The sequence below is a fragment of the Pseudomonas sp. UBA6323 genome, assembly GCF_002439135.1.
Lineage (GTDB): Bacteria > Pseudomonadota > Gammaproteobacteria > Pseudomonadales > Pseudomonadaceae > Aquipseudomonas.
On record NZ_DJSX01000009.1, the window covers coordinates 94,094 to 110,498 of the forward strand.

General features: G+C 63.7%; 14 protein-coding genes. 7 read left to right on the plus strand and 7 right to left on the minus strand.

The genetic code is table 11. The features are described from left to right. Window positions 1–49: 49 nt before the first annotated feature. The 3 genes from B3P22_RS02420 to B3P22_RS02430 all read left to right on the plus strand — a co-directional run bounded on the left by B3P22_RS02420 (window position 50) and on the right by B3P22_RS02430 (window position 3,251). On the plus strand, window positions 50–967 hold the full coding sequence (locus tag B3P22_RS02420) for an NAD(P)-dependent oxidoreductase (RefSeq protein ID WP_296269706.1): 918 nt from the start codon (window positions 50–52) through the stop codon (window positions 965–967). Beyond that, window positions 964–1,812, plus strand: a complete 849-nt coding sequence (locus tag B3P22_RS02425) for a fumarylacetoacetate hydrolase family protein (RefSeq protein WP_296269707.1) — start codon at window positions 964–966, stop codon at window positions 1,810–1,812. The genes B3P22_RS02420 and B3P22_RS02425 overlap by 4 nt, the downstream gene beginning before the upstream one ends. Before the next feature lie 233 nt (window positions 1,813–2,045). Beyond that, window positions 2,046–3,251, plus strand: coding sequence for an alpha-hydroxy acid oxidase (locus B3P22_RS02430; protein ID WP_296269708.1), 1,206 nt, complete (start codon window positions 2,046–2,048; stop codon window positions 3,249–3,251). A gap of 260 nt (window positions 3,252–3,511) precedes the next feature. Here the strand turns inward: B3P22_RS02430 and B3P22_RS02435 are convergent, their stop codons facing one another. The 5 genes from B3P22_RS02435 to B3P22_RS02455 form a co-directional block, all read right to left on the minus strand. After that, the gene (locus tag B3P22_RS02435) at window positions 3,512–4,558 is read right to left on the minus strand and encodes an Ldh family oxidoreductase (protein ID WP_296269709.1); all 1,047 of its coding nucleotides are present in this window, start codon (window positions 4,556–4,558) and stop codon (window positions 3,512–3,514) included. Next, on the minus strand, window positions 4,555–6,090 hold the full coding sequence (locus B3P22_RS02440; protein ID WP_296269710.1) for a tripartite tricarboxylate transporter permease: 1,536 nt from the start codon (window positions 6,088–6,090) through the stop codon (window positions 4,555–4,557). The genes B3P22_RS02435 and B3P22_RS02440 overlap by 4 nt, the downstream gene beginning before the upstream one ends. Before the next feature lie 10 nt (window positions 6,091–6,100). After that, window positions 6,101–6,553 (minus strand): tripartite tricarboxylate transporter TctB family protein, encoded by a 453-nt coding sequence (locus tag B3P22_RS02445; protein ID WP_296269711.1) that lies wholly within the window; start codon window positions 6,551–6,553, stop codon window positions 6,101–6,103. 66 nt (window positions 6,554–6,619) lie between these two features. Beyond that, window positions 6,620–7,603 (minus strand): tripartite tricarboxylate transporter substrate binding protein, encoded by a 984-nt coding sequence (locus tag B3P22_RS02450; RefSeq protein WP_296269712.1) that lies wholly within the window; start codon window positions 7,601–7,603, stop codon window positions 6,620–6,622. A gap of 173 nt (window positions 7,604–7,776) precedes the next feature. Beyond that, window positions 7,777–8,715 (minus strand): LysR family transcriptional regulator, encoded by a 939-nt coding sequence (locus B3P22_RS02455; RefSeq protein ID WP_296269713.1) that lies wholly within the window; start codon window positions 8,713–8,715, stop codon window positions 7,777–7,779. A 159-nt stretch (window positions 8,716–8,874) separates the two neighbouring features. Between B3P22_RS02455 and B3P22_RS02460 the strand changes: the two genes are divergently transcribed. Further along, window positions 8,875–10,056 (plus strand): fumarylacetoacetate hydrolase family protein, encoded by a 1,182-nt coding sequence (locus tag B3P22_RS02460; protein WP_296269714.1) that lies wholly within the window; start codon window positions 8,875–8,877, stop codon window positions 10,054–10,056. Window positions 10,057–10,059: 3 nt separating this feature from the next. Here B3P22_RS02460 and B3P22_RS02465 read toward each other — a convergent pair whose 3' ends face one another. Continuing rightward, window positions 10,060–10,992 carry a LysR family transcriptional regulator gene (locus B3P22_RS02465; RefSeq protein ID WP_296269715.1) on the minus strand — a complete coding sequence of 311 codons (933 nt, stop codon included), beginning with the start codon at window positions 10,990–10,992 and terminating at the stop codon, window positions 10,060–10,062. Between the two features lie 162 nt (window positions 10,993–11,154). Here B3P22_RS02465 and B3P22_RS02470 point away from each other — a divergent pair, with 162 nt between their 5' ends. Continuing rightward, on the plus strand, window positions 11,155–12,294 hold the full coding sequence (locus B3P22_RS02470) for an iron-containing alcohol dehydrogenase (protein ID WP_197857769.1): 1,140 nt from the start codon (window positions 11,155–11,157) through the stop codon (window positions 12,292–12,294). A gap of 188 nt (window positions 12,295–12,482) precedes the next feature. On the opposite strand, the gene B3P22_RS02475 is transcribed toward B3P22_RS02470, so the two are convergent. Next, window positions 12,483–13,427, minus strand: a complete 945-nt coding sequence (locus B3P22_RS02475; RefSeq protein ID WP_017361179.1) for a LysR family transcriptional regulator — start codon at window positions 13,425–13,427, stop codon at window positions 12,483–12,485. Between the two features lie 135 nt (window positions 13,428–13,562). Here B3P22_RS02475 and araD1 point away from each other — a divergent pair, with 135 nt between their 5' ends. Together araD1 and B3P22_RS02485 are read left to right on the plus strand one after the other, a co-directional pair. Further along, window positions 13,563–14,564: an AraD1 family protein gene (gene araD1, locus B3P22_RS02480; RefSeq protein ID WP_275860285.1), complete on the plus strand. Its 1,002-nt coding sequence runs from the start codon at window positions 13,563–13,565 to the stop codon at window positions 14,562–14,564. Between the two features lie 209 nt (window positions 14,565–14,773). Then, on the plus strand, window positions 14,774–16,357 hold the full coding sequence (locus tag B3P22_RS02485) for an aldehyde dehydrogenase (NADP(+)) (RefSeq protein WP_296269716.1): 1,584 nt from the start codon (window positions 14,774–14,776) through the stop codon (window positions 16,355–16,357). Window positions 16,358–16,405 lie beyond the last annotated feature (48 nt).

Sequence of the window (16,405 nt, forward strand, 5' to 3'; positions counted from 1 at the left end):
TGGCCGTCGCACGGCGGCCGCTGCGCCTGCACGCAAGGTAGAAACGTTCATGACCGCTATCAATGTCGGTTTCATCGGCCTCGGATTGATGGGCCACGCCATGGCCGCCAACATCCAGAAACGGGGTTTCGCCCTAGGGGTGATGGCGCACCGCAACCGCCAGCCAGTCGAAGACCTGGTCAGCAAGGGCGCCCGCGAGTACGCCAATGCCGCTGAGCTGACCCGCGCCGTCGATGTAGTGCTGCTGTGCCTGCCCGGTAGTGCCGAAGTCAGCCGCACCCTGGCTGGCGATACCGGAATCCTCGCCGGCCTGCGCCCTGGACAGATCGTCGTCGACTGCAGCACGGGCGACCCGAATTGCACCGCCGAACTGGCTGCACAGGTGACCGCTGGCGGTGGGCATTATCTCGACACACCGGTCAATCGCACGCCCAAGGATGCCCAGGCCGGGCGCCTCAACGTGCTCGCCGGCGGCGATGCCGAGGTGCTCGACAAGGTGCGTCCGGTGCTCGAGTGCTTCTCCGAGACCATCCATCACCTCGGCCCGCTGGGCTCGGGCCACAAGGCCAAGGTGATCCACAACTTCATCTCTCAGGGCAACGCCACCATCCTCGCCGAGGCGTTCTGCACGGCGGCGAAGAATGGCATCGACCTGGCCGCATTCGCCGATATCTGCAGCATGAGCGGCGGCTACAGCCGCACCTTCGAGCGGATCATCCCCTACGTCCTGCATGGCGACGACTCCGGGCAGCAGTTCGCCCTGGCCAACTGCGAGAAGGACATGCGCTATTACACCGAGCTGACCAAGCTGACGCCGACCACCGGCATCGTTTCCGATGCGGTGTACCAGACCTTCATGCTGGCGAAAGTGCTCGGCCACGGCGACAAGTACGTGCCGCGCCTGTTCGACGTGCTGGGCGAAATCAATGGTGTACGGGTCAGCGCCCGTCAGGAGGACAAGGTATGAAACTGCTGCGTTACGGCCCGCCGGGCCAGGAAAAACCGGCTCTGGTCGCGGCCGATGGCAGCCTGCGCGATCTGTCGCTGCACGTGCTCGACATCAGCCCGCGGGTGCTTGACCCCAAGGCGCTCGACGAACTGCGTGCGCTCGATCCGGTCAGCTTGCCGAAGGTCGAGGACGGCGTGCGCATCGGTACGCCCATCGCCAACATTGGCAAGCTGATCTGCGTCGGGCTGAACTACGCCGACCACGCCAAGGAATCCAACCTGCCGGTGCCCAGTGAACCGGTGCTGTTCATGAAGGCTACCAGCGCCATCTGTGGCCCCAACGACGCCGTGATCATTCCGCGTGGCTCGGAAAAGACCGACTGGGAAGTGGAGCTGGGCATCGTCATAGGGCGCAAGGCGCAGTACGTCGAGCGTAAGCAGGCGCTGGAGCATGTCGCCGGCTACTGCATCGTCAACGACGTGTCCGAGCGTGCCTACCAGCTCGAAAGGGGCGGCACCTGGGACAAGGGCAAGGGCTGCGACACCTTCGCGCCCATCGGTCCCTGGTTGGTGACGCCTGACGAAATCGCCGACCTGCGCAATCTCGACATGCACCTGAGCGTGAATGGCGAGACCCGGCAGAACGGCAACACCCGCACGATGATCTTCTCCATCGACGAGATCGTCAGCTACATCAGCCAGTTCATGACGCTCAACCCGGGCGACGTGATCTGCACTGGCACGCCACCGGGTGTGGGCGCGGGCATGAAACCGCCGCAGTTTCTCAAGGCCGGCGACCGCATGCGCCTGAGTATCAGTGGGCTTGGTGAGCAGTGCCAGGACGTGGTGGCCTGGAGCCGTTGACTCCATGGCGGTATGCGACGCACAGCCTGTGCAAGATCTCGCGAGCTAGAGCCATACAAGGCGCAACGACCAACGGGAGTAACAGCCGAAGGCTGGCCCGAAGGGAGAGCGCCAGCGAATCAAACAGGAGAGGACGCGGAGTGTACTTTTGTACATGAGCACTCCGAACCTGTTTTTAACGCAGTAGGGCCGACGCGCAGCAGATCGTTTATCTAGCGAATAGAGAACCAATCATGCAACGACGCCTGTATCCGGGGCGCGATTTTCGTCGTGCGCAGAACATCGAAGAACTGCGCGAGATGGCCCGCCGCCGCCTGCCCAACTTCTCCTTCGAGTACGTCGAAGGCGGGGCGGACGATGAGTTTACCCTCAATCGCAACCGCACGATCTTCGAGAGCGTGACCCTGCAACCGCGCACGTTACGTGACGTCGGTCAGCGCAGCCTGGAGCGCAGCTTCTTCGGCCGCGCCTCGCAATTGCCGTTCATGGTCGGGCCCACCGGTTTCAACGGTCTGCTGACCCGTGACGGCGACCTGCATTTGGCGCGCGCCGCTGCGGATGCCGGCATTCCATTCGTGTTGAGCAATGCTTCGACCACTTCCATCGAGGACATCGCCGCAGTCGACGGCGTGCGTGCCTGGATGCAGATCTACCTGTACCGCACCCGCGATCACGTGGCCAAACTGGTCGAGCGGGTGAAACGGCTGAACCTGGAAGCCATCGTGGTGACCACCGACAGCGCCATCTTCGGCAATCGCGAGTGGGACAAGCGCAACTACGCCAAGCCGCTGCAGCTGGACCTGCGCAACCGCCTCGATGTGCTGCGTCACCCCGAGTGGATCTGGGACGTGCTGGTGCCCGATGGCGTGCCGCGCTTTCGCAACCTCGGTGACCTGCTGCCGCCCGGCAAGGACTCGGTGAAGGGCGCCGCCAGCGCACTGGCCGCCGAACTCGACCCGACCCTTAGCTGGGACGATATCGCCTGGTTGCGCGATATCTGGCCCGGCAAGCTGATCGTCAAGGGCATGATCCACCCGGATGACGCGCGTCTGGCGCTGCAGTACGGCGTCGACGGCGTGGTGCTGTCCAACCACGGCGGACGCCAGCTCGATGGTGCGGTGTCGGCGCTGGAGACGCTGCCTGAGGTGGCGCGCATCAACCAGGGACGGATGGAGATTTTTCTCGATGGTGGTTTCCGTCGTGGCAGCGACATCGCCAAGGCCCTGCTGCTGGGCGCCAGCGGCGTACTGATCGGTCGCGCCGGCCTATACGGCCTGGCCGCCGGCAAGGGACCGGGCGCGGCGCATGCTATCGGCATCCTGCGCACCGAGCTGGATCGCACCCTGGGCCTGCTCGGCTGCAGCAGCCTGGAGGAACTCACCCCCGACCTTATCCACGCGCCGCACTGGCGTGCGCTGGCCGAGCGCATTCGCGACTAGTTTCCCAACTGCCTCGCTCTCCCCAATGACGCAGGTGCGAGGCAGTTTTTTAATTTCCACTCGATTGCAACAAAAAAGCTTCGCGGACAAGTCCGCTCCCACAAGATGAAGCGCGTGTCTGATCCCTGTGAGAGTGAATTTGCCCGCAAGTTTCTGGCTGCGTTAGCAGCGCTAAAGATCTTGCGATCTAGAAAAACGCCGCGATCCTGCAAAGCAGTCGCGGTGTTCTTCTTTATCGGTGCTGTCGTGCTTCAGGCGCCTCAGAAGGGGTACTCCACCCCGGCTTCGCTGGCTGCCCCACGCAGCGCCGCCAGCACATCCTCCGGTAGCTCCAGTCCCTGTTCGAAGGCCCTGGCGCGGCGGTCGATGCCGGCATGACCGGGCATGCGCACCGGGCGCTTTGGTTCGCGCGGCCGGCTGTCCAGGCAGGCGCCGACGAAGTGATCCATCTCTGCCTTGAACTCATCGACGCCGCCGAAGAACGCCGGGTCGAAGGTCAGCACGGTCACTGCCGCGCCCCATTGCTTGACGCCGTCCTTGCGGCCGAAGCCGCCCAGGCCGGCGGTCAGTGCCTCGACCATGGTGCCAAGGGCGAAGCCCTTGTGGCCGAATTCCAGGCTGCCCAGCGGCAGGATCGCGCCCGGCGGCGTGCCGAAGTACGCCGCCGTATCGCGGGTCGGCTGGCCATCCGGGCCGATCAGCGCAGCGTGCTCAAGCTGCCCGCCAGCCTGGTGGGTCTTGTTCACCAGGCCGTTGGTGATGGTCGACATGCTGACGTCGATGAGAATGGGCTTCTCGCCAGTGGGAATGCCGATGCCCAGCGGATTGGGCGTGTACACCGGGTCGAGGCCGCCATGCGGTGCCACCGAGGCCACGGCCGGGTCGGAAGTGAGTACCAGCGGAATCAGGTTCTGCTCGGTGTAGCGCTGTAGGTAGGCCGCCAGGCAGGCGATATGGTGCGAGCGGCGGATGGTCGCCACGCCGATGCCGAAGGTGCGTGCTGCTTGGGTGGTGAAGTCCAGCGCCTGCTCCACGCAGTAGGGGCCAAGCAGGTAGTCGGCGTCATAGAGCCGCGCCGCCGGTGTCTGGCGGATGATTCGCAGACTCTCGGCATTGCCTTTGGCGTGGCCGGCGCGCAGGTCCTTGAGATAGCCCTGCGCGAGCTTCACGCCATGGGTGTGATGGCCGAGCAGATCGCCCTCGACCAGTACGCGGCTGACGACACCTGCCACGTCCGCGCTGACCTCAGCGTCGAGAAACAGCTGTTCGATGAATTGTTCAAGTTCTGCAGGGGCGATACGGCTCATTCGAGTGCTTCCTTGGGCTTGGTCAGGGCGCGCGGGTAGCGCATGCGCCAGTACTTGGCGAGCACCGGGAACAGGGCCACCAGTAGTACGAGCGAGGCCAGGCCGATGCTGATCGGGCGCTCGACGAAGGCCAGCAGATTGCCGTTGGCCTTGATCATCGAGGTCATGAAATTGCTTTCCAGAATATTGCCCAGCACCAGGCCCAGGATCGCCGGGGCGATGGGGAAGTCGGCGCTGGCGATCAGGTAGGCGACCACGCCGCAGATCAACATGATCCACACGTCAGTGATGCTGTTGTTGATGGCGAAGGCGCCGACGATGCAGAAGCACAGGATGATCGGCATCAGCACGCGCGTTGGCGTGACAGCAAAGATGTGGGCGCTGCGAATCGCCAGGTAGCCGATGGGGATCAGGATCAGGTTGGCGACGAAGAAGGCGGTGAACAGACCGTAGGCCATGGCGCTGTTGTCCATGAAGATAGTCGGGCCGGGGTTCATGCCCTTCATGTACAGCACGCCGATCACGATGGCGGTGATCGAGTCACCGGGAATGCCGAACACCAGAGCCGGTACCCAGGCACCCGCTACCGCAGCGTTGTTCGCCGAGCCGGCGTCGACCAGCCCCTCGATATGACCTTTGCCATAAGCTTCGGGCGTCTTCGAGCGTTTCTTGCTGACGGCGTAACAGATCCAGGCGGCAATGTCTGCGCCGGCGCCAGGCAGCGCGCCGATGAAGGCACCCAGGCTGCTGCCGCGGATCACGTTCTTCCAGTAGCGCCTGAGGTGCATCGGCACCTGGCCGAAGACGCTGCCGCTCTGGGGGGCGATGTCCTGGGGCGAGCCATTGTCATTGCCCTTGTCCCGAGGTTGAGCGTAGAGCTTCATGACCTCGTACATGGCGAAGAAGCCGATCATCACCGGAATGAAGTTGATCCCGGCCATCAGATCCGGCACGTCGAAGGTGAAGCGCGGTGCACCGGTGACCAGGTCCAGGCCGACGGTGGCCAGCAGCAATCCAACCAGCAGTGACAGGAATCCCTTGATCGCCGAACCGGTGGAAATGAACACCGCGCTGCCCAGGCCGAGCACGGCCAGCCAGAAGTATTCGAAGGAGCTGAAGTTCAGCGCGAACTCGGCCAGCGAAGGCGCAATCATCACCAGCACCACGGTGCCGGTCAGACCGCCGATCACCGAGCAGGTGACGTTTACCCCCAATGCTTCGCGAGCACGACCCATGCGCCCGAGCGCGGCCGAATCGGCAACGTAGGCCGCTGATGCCGGTGTGCCGGGGATGTTCAGGTAGGTGCCGGGGATGTCGCCGGCGAAGATCGCCATGGCCGCGGTGGTGATGATCGCGGCGATGGCGGCAGTGGGCTCCATGGCGAAGGTGATGGGCACCAGCAGCGCAACGGCCATGGTGGCCGAAAGGCCTGGAATGGCGCCGACGAAAACGCCGAACAGCGCTGCAATGATGATCACAAACAGCGTCTGGAAATTGAAAACGAGCAAGATGCCGTCGAGTAGTTCGTTCATGCGTGTTTCCTCAGAAACCCAGAGGGCCGACGGGCAAAGGGACCTTGAGCAGGTGGCCGAAGGACAGGCTGATCACCGTCGTGGCCAGCGCAGCGATGACGATGGCGGGCAGTACGCGAACACCGCGTTGCACAAGCAGCACCAGCATGATCAGCAGCATCATCGTGGCCGCGCCCAGCACGTCGCTGAGGTAGATGTAGGCCACCACCAGTACGCCCGGCAGAATCACCGCGAAGCTGGGGAGGGGCGGGCGGGGTGTGCTTTGGTCCGGCCCACTGCCGCGCAGCTGGCGCAGGGCGCTGATGCTCAGCAGCAGGCCGCCTACGGTCATGCCGATGGCAATCAGGGAAGGAAACAGGTCGGCCCCGTACTGCATGCCCGGTACGGCGGGGAACTCACGCGCGAGCAGCCATACGGTGATGCCAAGGGCGATGAAAATGATGCCGAACAGAAGGTCTTTCATGGTGCGTTCTCAAACCGCTGGAACAAAAGCATGCGACGCCCCGGTGGGGCGTCGCATCGGATGAAGTCACTTCTTCATGCCGATCTTTTCGATGATGCCGCCCATGTACGCGTTGTTGTCGACCAGGAATTTCTTGAAGTCCTCGCCCTTGTGCCATTCGACACCGAAACCCTGGCGCTGCATGAAGTCCTGGTAGAACTCGCTGTTGTAGGCCTTCTCCAGGGCGTCCTCGAGCTTGGCCACCACGGCCGGGTCCATGCCTTTGGGGCCGGCGACACCGCGCCACTCACCCAGCGAGTAGTCGCTGCCGATGCTTTCCTTTATCGTCGGGATATCCGGGAAGGCCGGGTTGCGTTCGGGGGAGAGAATCGCCAGGCCCTTGGCCTTGCCGGCTTCGATCATCGAGCGGGCCTCGGGTACCGAGGACGGGACGAGTTCGATGCTGCCAGCGGCCAGTTCAACCATGGCCGGAGCCGCGCCCTGGCTGGGAATCCAGGTGACCTTGTTGGGCTCGATGCCGCGATCCATCAGCAGACCGGCGAAAGCCACGTGCCAGATGCCGCCCAGGCCGGTACCGGAGGCCTTGAAGGTACCCTTCGGCTTGTCGGCGATGTCCTTCAGGAGCTCTTCGACGTTGCTGTACGGCGCATCGGCGCTGACCTGTACGCCCGGGTAGTCGTAGTTGGTCATGGCCAGGGGCGTGAAGTCCTCGTGGGTGATCTTGGTCAGCCCCTGCCAGTGCATCATGTTCAGCTCACCGGTCACGAAACCCAGGGTGTAGCCGTCGGGTTTGGCGCTGGCCATCACCGTGTGGCCCACCACGCTGCCACCGCCGGGACGGTTGACCACGTTGATGGTGACGCCCAACTCCTTCTCCAGCGCCGTGGCGATACCGCGTGCGGCAGAGTCGCTGCCGCCACCGGCGGCCCACGGCACGATCAGCTGGATGGGTTTGTTCGGGTATTCGGCCATGGCTGCCACTGGGGCGCCCAGAAGGGAAAAGCCGAGGGCGAGGCTGAGCGGGCGAAGCAGAGTGCTTAGCTTGATCATGAAAGGTCACCTATTGAAGTTATTTTGAGTGAGGTGCAGCTAGGTTCCGCTTGAACGAGTCGGCCAGGCAGATGGCACGGCGTGGAATCAAAGCCAGGCCGAAGCTAGGCAACTCTGGGGGAGGTGTCTAATGAGGCTTTTTCATCGAGTCATAACTTGGGGTTATTCGCTGATCATTCGTCGCGGATGGCTGCCCGCAACGCCTCTATGAAGTCGCGGACTGCGGAGGATATGGGCTCGTCCTTGCGCAGCAGCACGCCGTAGGCCAGTGGCGGCGGCGCCAGGTTTGTTTGCACCTGTTTCAGGCTGCCGTCGAGCAGGTTCTGCCGCACCACGGCTTCCGGCAGCAGGGCCAGGGTGTCGCTGTTGCACAGGAGTTTCAGCGTGGTTTGCACGGAGGTGGTTTCGATGCTGTTCGCCGGCGGGTTGACCCCGGCGTCGCTGAACGACTGCTCCAGCGATTGACGTAGTGGGGTGTTGAGCGGGTAGAGCACCCAGGGCCATTCGGTCAGTTGCGCCGGGCTGACGCGTTGCCGCGCGCAGAGCGGGTGTTCGGGGCGGGCGATGAGCAGGAAAGGCTCTTCGGCCAGCGCGGTGAAATCGAAGCGCTGACGCTGCGGATGATCGGTGAAGCGCCCGACCACCAGGTCCAGCTGCTTGTGCTCCAGCAGTTTGAGCAGATGGTCACTGGTGTCCTCCAGCAGTTCGATGGTCAGCAGCGGACGCCTGCCTTTCAGGCGCAACAGGGTTTCAGGCAGGGCGTGGGCAGTGGCGGCGAAGATAGCGCCCACCTTGAGGTAGCCATGGCCGCCCTGGCGCAGGCTTTCCAGGCGATAGCTGAAGGTCTGGCAATCATTCAGGGCGCGCTGTGCATAGGCGATCACTTCCGCGCCCAGCTCGGTTGCCGGCAGTTCGCGGTTGAGACGTTCGAACAGAGTGAAGCCGAACTGGTTCTCGATGTCGCGGAGCATCTTGCTCACCGCAGGCTGGCTCAGCCCCAGTTGCTGGGCGCTGCTGTGCATATTGCCGGTGCGGGCCAGGCTGTCGATCAAGGCCAGGTGGCGATAGCGCAGCCAGTTGTGAAGCGTCGGGAGATTGCCGGTTTGGCTCATGACGGATGTGCTCAGGAAGACTCGATAACCGGATCATATCGCGTACTGACTAATAGTCATTGGTGGTTATCGCGATTGGGGAGATAAGGTCGGCCGGCCTGACTGCACCACTGGGTGCCCCTGCAGGCATCCCCTTCGCATAACAAGACGGACACTGCCATGTCACATGCTCTCAGCCTTTCGCCCAGCAACACCTTGCCATCCGACGGCCTGCGCGGAACCATCGTCGGCCGGGCCTGGCTGCCCGGAGAGCACGCGGGGCCTGCGCCTATCCTGCTGCGTGAAGATGGCGTCTACGATCTTTCCACTCTCGCGCCGACTCTCAGCGGGCTGTTCGAGCGCGAGCAGCTGTTGGCCAGCCTGGCGAGCGTTGGCGGCAGCCCGCTGTGCAGCGTCGAGGCATTGCTGTGCAACAGCGGCGCTGATTTCAATCCACAGCTGCCCAGCCTGCTGGCGCCGGCCGATCTGCAAGTGCTCAAGGCTGCCGGTGTCACCTTCGCTTCCAGCATGGTCGAGCGTGTGATCGAGGAGCGCGCCGGTGGCGACGCCAGGCTGGCCGAAGGTGTGCGAGCCAAGGTCAGGCAGGTACTGGGCGACGATTTCGCCAGCATCAAGCCAGGCTCCGAGAAGGCCCAGCAGGTCAAGGCGCTATTGCAGGAGCAGGGCCTGTGGTCGCAGTACCTGGAAGTCGGCATCGGCCCGGATGCCGAGATTTTCACCAAGGCACCGGTACTGGCTGCCGTTGGCAGCGGGGCGGAGATCGGCATTCATCCCGGCTCGGTGTGGAACAACCCGGAGCCGGAGGTCGTGCTGGCCGTCAACAGCCGGGGCGAGGTGCTGGGGGCGACCCTGGGCAACGACGTCAACCTGCGGGATTTCGAAGGCCGCAGTGCGCTGCTGCTGAGCAAGGCCAAGGACAACAATGCCTCTTGCGCCATCGGCCCGTTCATCCGTCTGTTCGACGATACCTTCAGCCTCGATGACGTGCGCAACACGGTGGTTCGCCTGCGCGTCGAGGGCGCTGACGGCTATGTGCTCGAAGGCACCAGCTCCATGGACAAGATCAGCCGCGATCCGCTGGATCTGGTCGGCCAGGCGCTCAACCGCAATCACCAGTATCCGGATGGCTTCCTGCTGTTTCTCGGGACCCTGTTCGCGCCGACCGAGGACCGTGATGCACCGGGCGGCGGCTTCACCCACAAGCTCGCCGACCGGGTGATCATCAGCAGTGAGCAGCTGGGCGCCCTGCACAACCGTGTCAACCACAGTGACAAGGCGCCGGTCTGGCAATTCGGTCTCAATGCGCTGATCAACAACCTGGCGGCACGCGGCTTGGTCTGATGCTCAGGCGTTGCATAGCGCCGGTGTGAGCTGCTCGATAAACAGGCGGCTGATCGAAGACAGGTTGACACCGCGCCGGGTGATCAGCTGATACGGCTCGCTGCGGCTCTTCAGTTGCAGCGGCAGGATGCAGGTCATGCCGAAACCGGTGCAGAAGCGTGCCACGTCTGTAGACAGCAGGGCGACCAGTTCCGGGTTCTTCTGCAGCAGCGACAGGGTGGTGAAGGCCGAGGTGGTTTCCAGCAGGTGCAACGGGAAGCGTAGCCCCGCCTGCTGGAATTCCCGCTCCAGTGAAAGGCGCATCGGCATGTTGGCCGAGTAGACCACCCAGCGGCTGTCAGCCAGGTCGGCCAGTTCCAGTTGCGCGCGGCCGGCCAGCGGATGATCACGGTTGGCGACCACGGCCAGGGTTTCGTCACGCACGTCGATGCAGTCGTATTGCTCCGGCTGGCGGCTGATGCTGGTGCGACAGATCGCCAAATCCAGACGGCCCTGGTCGAGCAGGCTGAGCAGCCGCGCACTGGTGTCTTCGACGATTTCCACCGACAGATCCGGATGCTCCTCCAGCAGCCGGGTCAGCGCATCCGTCATGAACGGCACTGCGCCCATGATTACGCCGACCGACAGCCGTCCGCCGTGGCCTTGGAGAATACCCAGCATTTCCTCGCGCAAATGGGTCAGGTCGGTCTGGATCAGCTTGGCATAGCGAATCGCGCAATGCCCCAGCTCGTTGGCCTCCAGGCCGCGGTTGGTGCGTATGAAAAGCGGCGCGCCCAGCGTGGTCTCTATTTCCTGCAGCGCCTTGGTTGCCCCGGGTTGGCTGATCGAGACCAGTTCCGCGGCCTTGATCAACGAGCCCTGCTCGCCAAGGGCAATCAGCAGACGCAGTTGGCGGAAGCGCAGGCGGGAAAAAATGGAGGACACCGATGGCAGCATATATAGCTTTCCCTTATAGCAGTATCAACGCCTCTCATTAGTCAGGAGCGCCTCTATCTCATAGTTTGCCTGGGCGGCAAGGCTATCCGTGAGAATGTCCGAGTGATCTTACTCGACGTTTTCCGCTGCCTGCTATTACAAAAAACAAAGCAGAGGCTTCCCATGGCACTTATCAACTACCTCACCCAAGTCCAGTTCGGCTATGACGCCCTCGGCCAGTTGGCTGCCGAGTGTCAGCGCATTGGTATCACTCGGCCCTTTATCGTCACCGATACCGGAGTGCGTGCTGCAGGTATCGTCGACAAGGTGCTGGCGCAACTGGCCGAGCCCGCCGTTGCCGAGGTATTCGACCAGACGCCGCCGAACCCGAATGAAGGTGTGGTGCGTGCTGCGGCTGCGCGTTATCGCGATGGCGGTTTCGACGGCATCATCGCGGTCGGTGGCGGTTCTTCCATCGACCTAGCCAAGGGTGTTGCCGTATGCGGCACCCATGAAGGCCCGCTGAAGCAGTTTGCCGTTATCGAAGGCGGGTTGACCCGCATCACCGCCGCCACCGCGCCGGTGATCGCCATCCCCACCACCGCCGGTACTGGCAGCGAAGTCGGTCGTGGCGCCATCCTGATTCTCGATGACGGGCGCAAGGTCGGCGTCATCTCGCCCTATCTGATCCCGCGTTCGGCGATCTGCGATCCCGAACTGACCCTCGGCTTGCCGGCCCAACTGACCGCTGCCACGGGCATGGATGCCATCGCCCACTGCCTGGAAACCTTCATGGCGCCGGCGTTCAACCCACCCGCCGACGGTATCGCCCTGGATGGCCTGTGGCGTGCCTGGCGGCACATCGAGCGTGCAACCCGTACCCCCGGAGATCGCGAGGCGCGGCTGAACATGATGAGCGCCTCGATGCAGGGCGCCCTGGCGTTCCAGAAGGGTCTGGGTTGCGTGCACAGCCTCAGTCACGCGCTTGGCGGTATCAACCCAAGGCTGCATCACGGCACCCTCAACGCGGTATTTCTGCCCGCAGTTATCGCCTTCAACGCGCAGTCCGACTCGGTGCGCGACGAGCAGAAACTGCAACGCATCGCTCAGGCCATGGGCCTGGGGAGTGTCGAGGAAATCATCCCGGCGATTCGTGAGATGAACCGTCGTCTCGGCATGCCTTCGGGCCTGGCGGAAATGGGCGTGGACGAGTCGCTGTTCCCGGCGATCATCGAAGGAGCGCTGGCCGACCATAGCCACAAGACCAACCCGCGGGTGGCGAGTGCTGAGGACTACGCCGAGTTGCTGCGTCAGTCGTTGTAAGTGCGCTGATGGCGTGGCCGAGGCTGTGGCATTGGTGGCGCAATGCTAGAGAGGCGTCGGCCTTCCGCCAGCTGCCATGACCTTCGCGGACAAGTCCGCTCCCACAGTAAACGCAGGCGCTGTGGCTTGCATCGTGGAAGCGGACTTGTCCGCGAATGCTCTCCTGATGCGGCTCTGGACAGTGCCTGTCAGGCATCTTCCAACAGCGTGTCCAGCTCGTTGCGCAGGAGCTCCAGCAATTGCGCTGCCAAAGGCGACAGGTTGGTGCCGCTGCGATGGATGATCGAGCACGGTTCGTTACGCGACTGCAGCGATAGTGGCAACCGGCGCAGCAGACCGAAGCCTTCGCTGGAGCAGGCGATGGAGTGGGGCATCACCGCCACAAGCTGCGGGTCTTCCTGCAGCAGGCTGAGCATGGTGAAGGTCGAGGAAGTTTCCAGCGGGTTGCGTGGAAACTCCAGGCCGGCTTCGCCGAATTCACGCTCCAGAACCGTGCGCATCGGTGTGCCGGTCGGGTAGACCACCCAGCTGTAGGCGCTCAGGTCGGCTAACTGCAGCGCCGGGTTGTTCTGCTGCGGATGCTGCGGGGCTGCGACCAGCGCCAGGCGCTCGGCATGCAGGCTCAGACACTCGTAGGCGTCCGGATGCTGGCTGCCACTGGTGCGGGCGATGGCCAGATCCAGGCGACCCTCATCGAGCAGCTTGAGCAGTCGCGGGCTGATGTCCTCGACGATCTGCACGGAAATATCCGGCTGCGCCTGGCGCAGGCGGGTGAGGGCGCGCAGAACCAGCGGCACCGAGCCGGCGATGGTGCCCACTGCCAGGTGACCACCATGGCCCTGGAGGATGCCCTGCATTTCGTCATGCAGGTGTGCCAAGTCGTTGTGGATCAGGCGCGCGTAGCGGATCACGCAGCGGCCCATGTCATTGGCCTGCAGGCCTTGGGCCGTGCGTATGAACAGTGGCGTGCCGAAGGTGGTTTCGATCTCGTGCAGCGCCTTGGTTGCACCCGGCTGGCTGATGGCGATGCGCTCGGCTGCACGGTGCAGGGTGCCCAGCTCGTCGAGGGCGATCAGCAGGCGCAACTGGCGAATACGCAGGCGCGAAACAATGTAGTTGAGTGGCTGCAACATAGGGGAATGACGAAAAGTTATCACCTAATCAGAAGCTTTCATTAGGCAGCACTGCGGGCAATTTTTAAAGTGCTGGCCAAGCACGCCGCAGCGTCGGCGCAAGAACAACCGGACAAGAACAACAGGAGCACAGCGATGCGGTTGATTCAGTTTGAGAACGAACAGGGCCAGCGCCAGGTCGGCGTCGTCGGTGACGCACGCATCAGCGTGGTCAAGGGCGTCAGCAGCACCCGTGAGCTGGCGCTGCAGGCGATCCGTAACGGTCACGGCCTGATCGCCGAGATCGAGCGTCTGGGCGTCGAACAGGGACCGGTCTACGCCGAGCTGATCGAGCAGAAGCGTCTGCTGGCTCCGCTGGATCACAGCGATCCGGCTCACTGCCTGATCTCCGGTACCGGTCTGACCCATCTGGGTAGCGCCTCCACGCGCGACAAGATGCACCAGCAGGTGGAAGCGCAGCAGGCCGAAGGCAAGCTCACCGACACCATGCAGATGTTCCAGTGGGGCATGGCCGGCGGTCGCCCGGCTGCAGGCAGCGAAGGCGCGCAGCCGGAGTGGTTCTACAAGGGTGACGGCAGCATCGTGGTTCGCCCCGGTGAAGACTTCCCGGTACCCGACTTCGCCGAGGACTTCGGTGAGGAGCCGGAGTTGACCGGCCTCTACGTGATTGGCGACGATGGCCAGCCGTATCGCATCGGCTTCGCGCTGGGCAACGAGTTCTCCGACCACGTGGTCGAGCGCAAGAACTACCTCTACCTGGCCCACTCGAAGCTGCGTTTCTGCTCCTTCGGTCCGGAGATGCTGATCGGTGAGCTGCCGCGCCACCTGTCCGGCATCAGCCGTATCCGGCGTGGCGACCAGGTGTTGTGGGAGAAGGAGTTCCTCTCCGGCGAGGACAACATGTGCCACAGCCTGGAGAACCTCGAGTACCACCACTTCAAGTATCGCCAGTTCCTGCGTCCGGGCGATGTGCACGTGCACTTCTTCGGCACTGCGACCCTGTCGTTCGCCGACGGCATCAAGGCACAACCTGGGGATACCTTCGAAGTCAGCCTGGATGCGCTGGGCGAGCCGCTGCGCAACGGGATCAGCGTGCATGCGCCCGCGGTGAAGGTCGGTGGTGTACGCCAGCTTTAAGCCGCTGTCAGGTTCGGCGGCGTTGCTGTCGGGTCGAAAATCCGCCTGGCGGATTGACGGATTGCGCCCTCACAAGGGGACGAATGCCGAAGTTATCACTTATCATATGTCTGACAACTGAAGTAAAGTTGTCACTCCTCGACTCAGAAGGTCGAGGCCTCATTCATTGTCCGGGGCGGCGTTGCCGTCCCTCCTGACAGGAGAACACCATGCTGAGTCTGACTGGCCACAATTACATCGGCGGTGAGCGCCGCGCCGCCGGCACCGTCGAGCACAAGAGCCTCGACGCCAGCAGCGGTGAAGCGCTGCCCTACACCTTTATCCAGGCCACGCCGGAAGAAGTTGACGCTGCCGCCCAGGCTGCCGCTGCCGCTTACCCGACTTACCGCAACCTGTCGGCCGTGCGCCGTGCCGAGTTCCTCGAGGCCATCGCCGACGAAATCGACGCCCTCGGTGATGACTTCGTTGCCCTGGTCACCCGTGAAACCGCACTGCCGGCTGCCCGCATCCAGGGCGAACGTGGTCGTACAAGTGGCCAGATGCGCCTGTTCGCCAAGGTGCTGCGTCGTGGTGACTTCTACGGTGCACGCATCGACCGCGCCCTGCCGGATCGCCAGCCGCTGCCTCGCCCGGATATCCGTCAGTACCAGATCGGTGTCGGTCCGGTCGCCGTGTTCGGCGCCAGCAACTTCCCGCTGGCCTTCTCCACCGCCGGCGGCGATACCGCTTCGGCCCTGGCTGCCGGCTGCCCGGTGGTATTCAAGGCGCACAGCGGCCACATGGCCACTGCCGAGTGCGTAGCTGATGCGGTGATCCGCGCGGCCGAGAAAACCGGCATGCCCAAGGGCGTGTTCAATATGATCTTCGGCGGCGGCGTCGGCGAAATTCTGGTCAAGCACCCGGCCATCCAGGCCGTTGGCTTCACCGGTTCGCTGAAAGGCGGTCGCGCCCTGTGCGACATGGCTGCTGCCCGTCCGCAGCCGATCCCGGTATTCGCCGAGATGTCCAGCGTCAACCCGGTGATCGTCCTGCCGGGCGCTCTGAAGGCACGTGGCGCCACCGTGGCCAAGGAGCTGGCTGGCTCCGTGGTACTGGGCTGCGGCCAGTTCTGCACCAACCCGGGCCTGGTCATCGGCATTCGCAGCGCCGAGTTCAGCGACTTCGTCGCCGGCCTGGCCGACGCCATCGGCGCCCAACCGGCGCAGACCATGCTCAACGCCGGCACCCTGCGCAGCTACACCAGCGGCGTCGCGCAGCTCAAAGGTCATGCCAAGGTCAGCCACCTGGCGGGCAACGAGCAGGCCGGTAACCAGGCGCAGCCGCAGCTGTTCAAGGCCGACGTCAGCATGCTGCTCGAAGGCGACCACCTGCTGCAGGAAGAGGTCTTCGGCCCGACCACCATCGTCGTCGAAGTCGCCGACAGCGCCGAGCTGACCCGCGCTCTGCAGAGCATGCACGGCCAGCTGACCGCGACCCTGATCGCCGAGCGTGAAGACCTGACCGCCTTCCGCGACCTGCTGCCGCTGCTGGAACTCAAAGCCGGCCGCGTGCTGCTCAATGGCTACCCGACTGGCGTGGAAGTCTGCGACTCGATGGTGCATGGCGGCCCGTACCCGGCGACCTCCGACGCCCGCGGTACCTCGGTCGGCACCCTGGCGATCCACCGCTTCCTGCGTCCGGTGTGCTACCAGAACTATCCGGATGACGTCCTGCCGGAAGCGCTGCAGAACGCCAACCCGCTGGGCATCCAGCGTCTGGTCGATGGCGTGCATAGCCGTGATGCGCTGAGCTGATCCGCGCGCTGAAATGAAAAATGCCGCACCCTTGGGTGCGGCATTTTT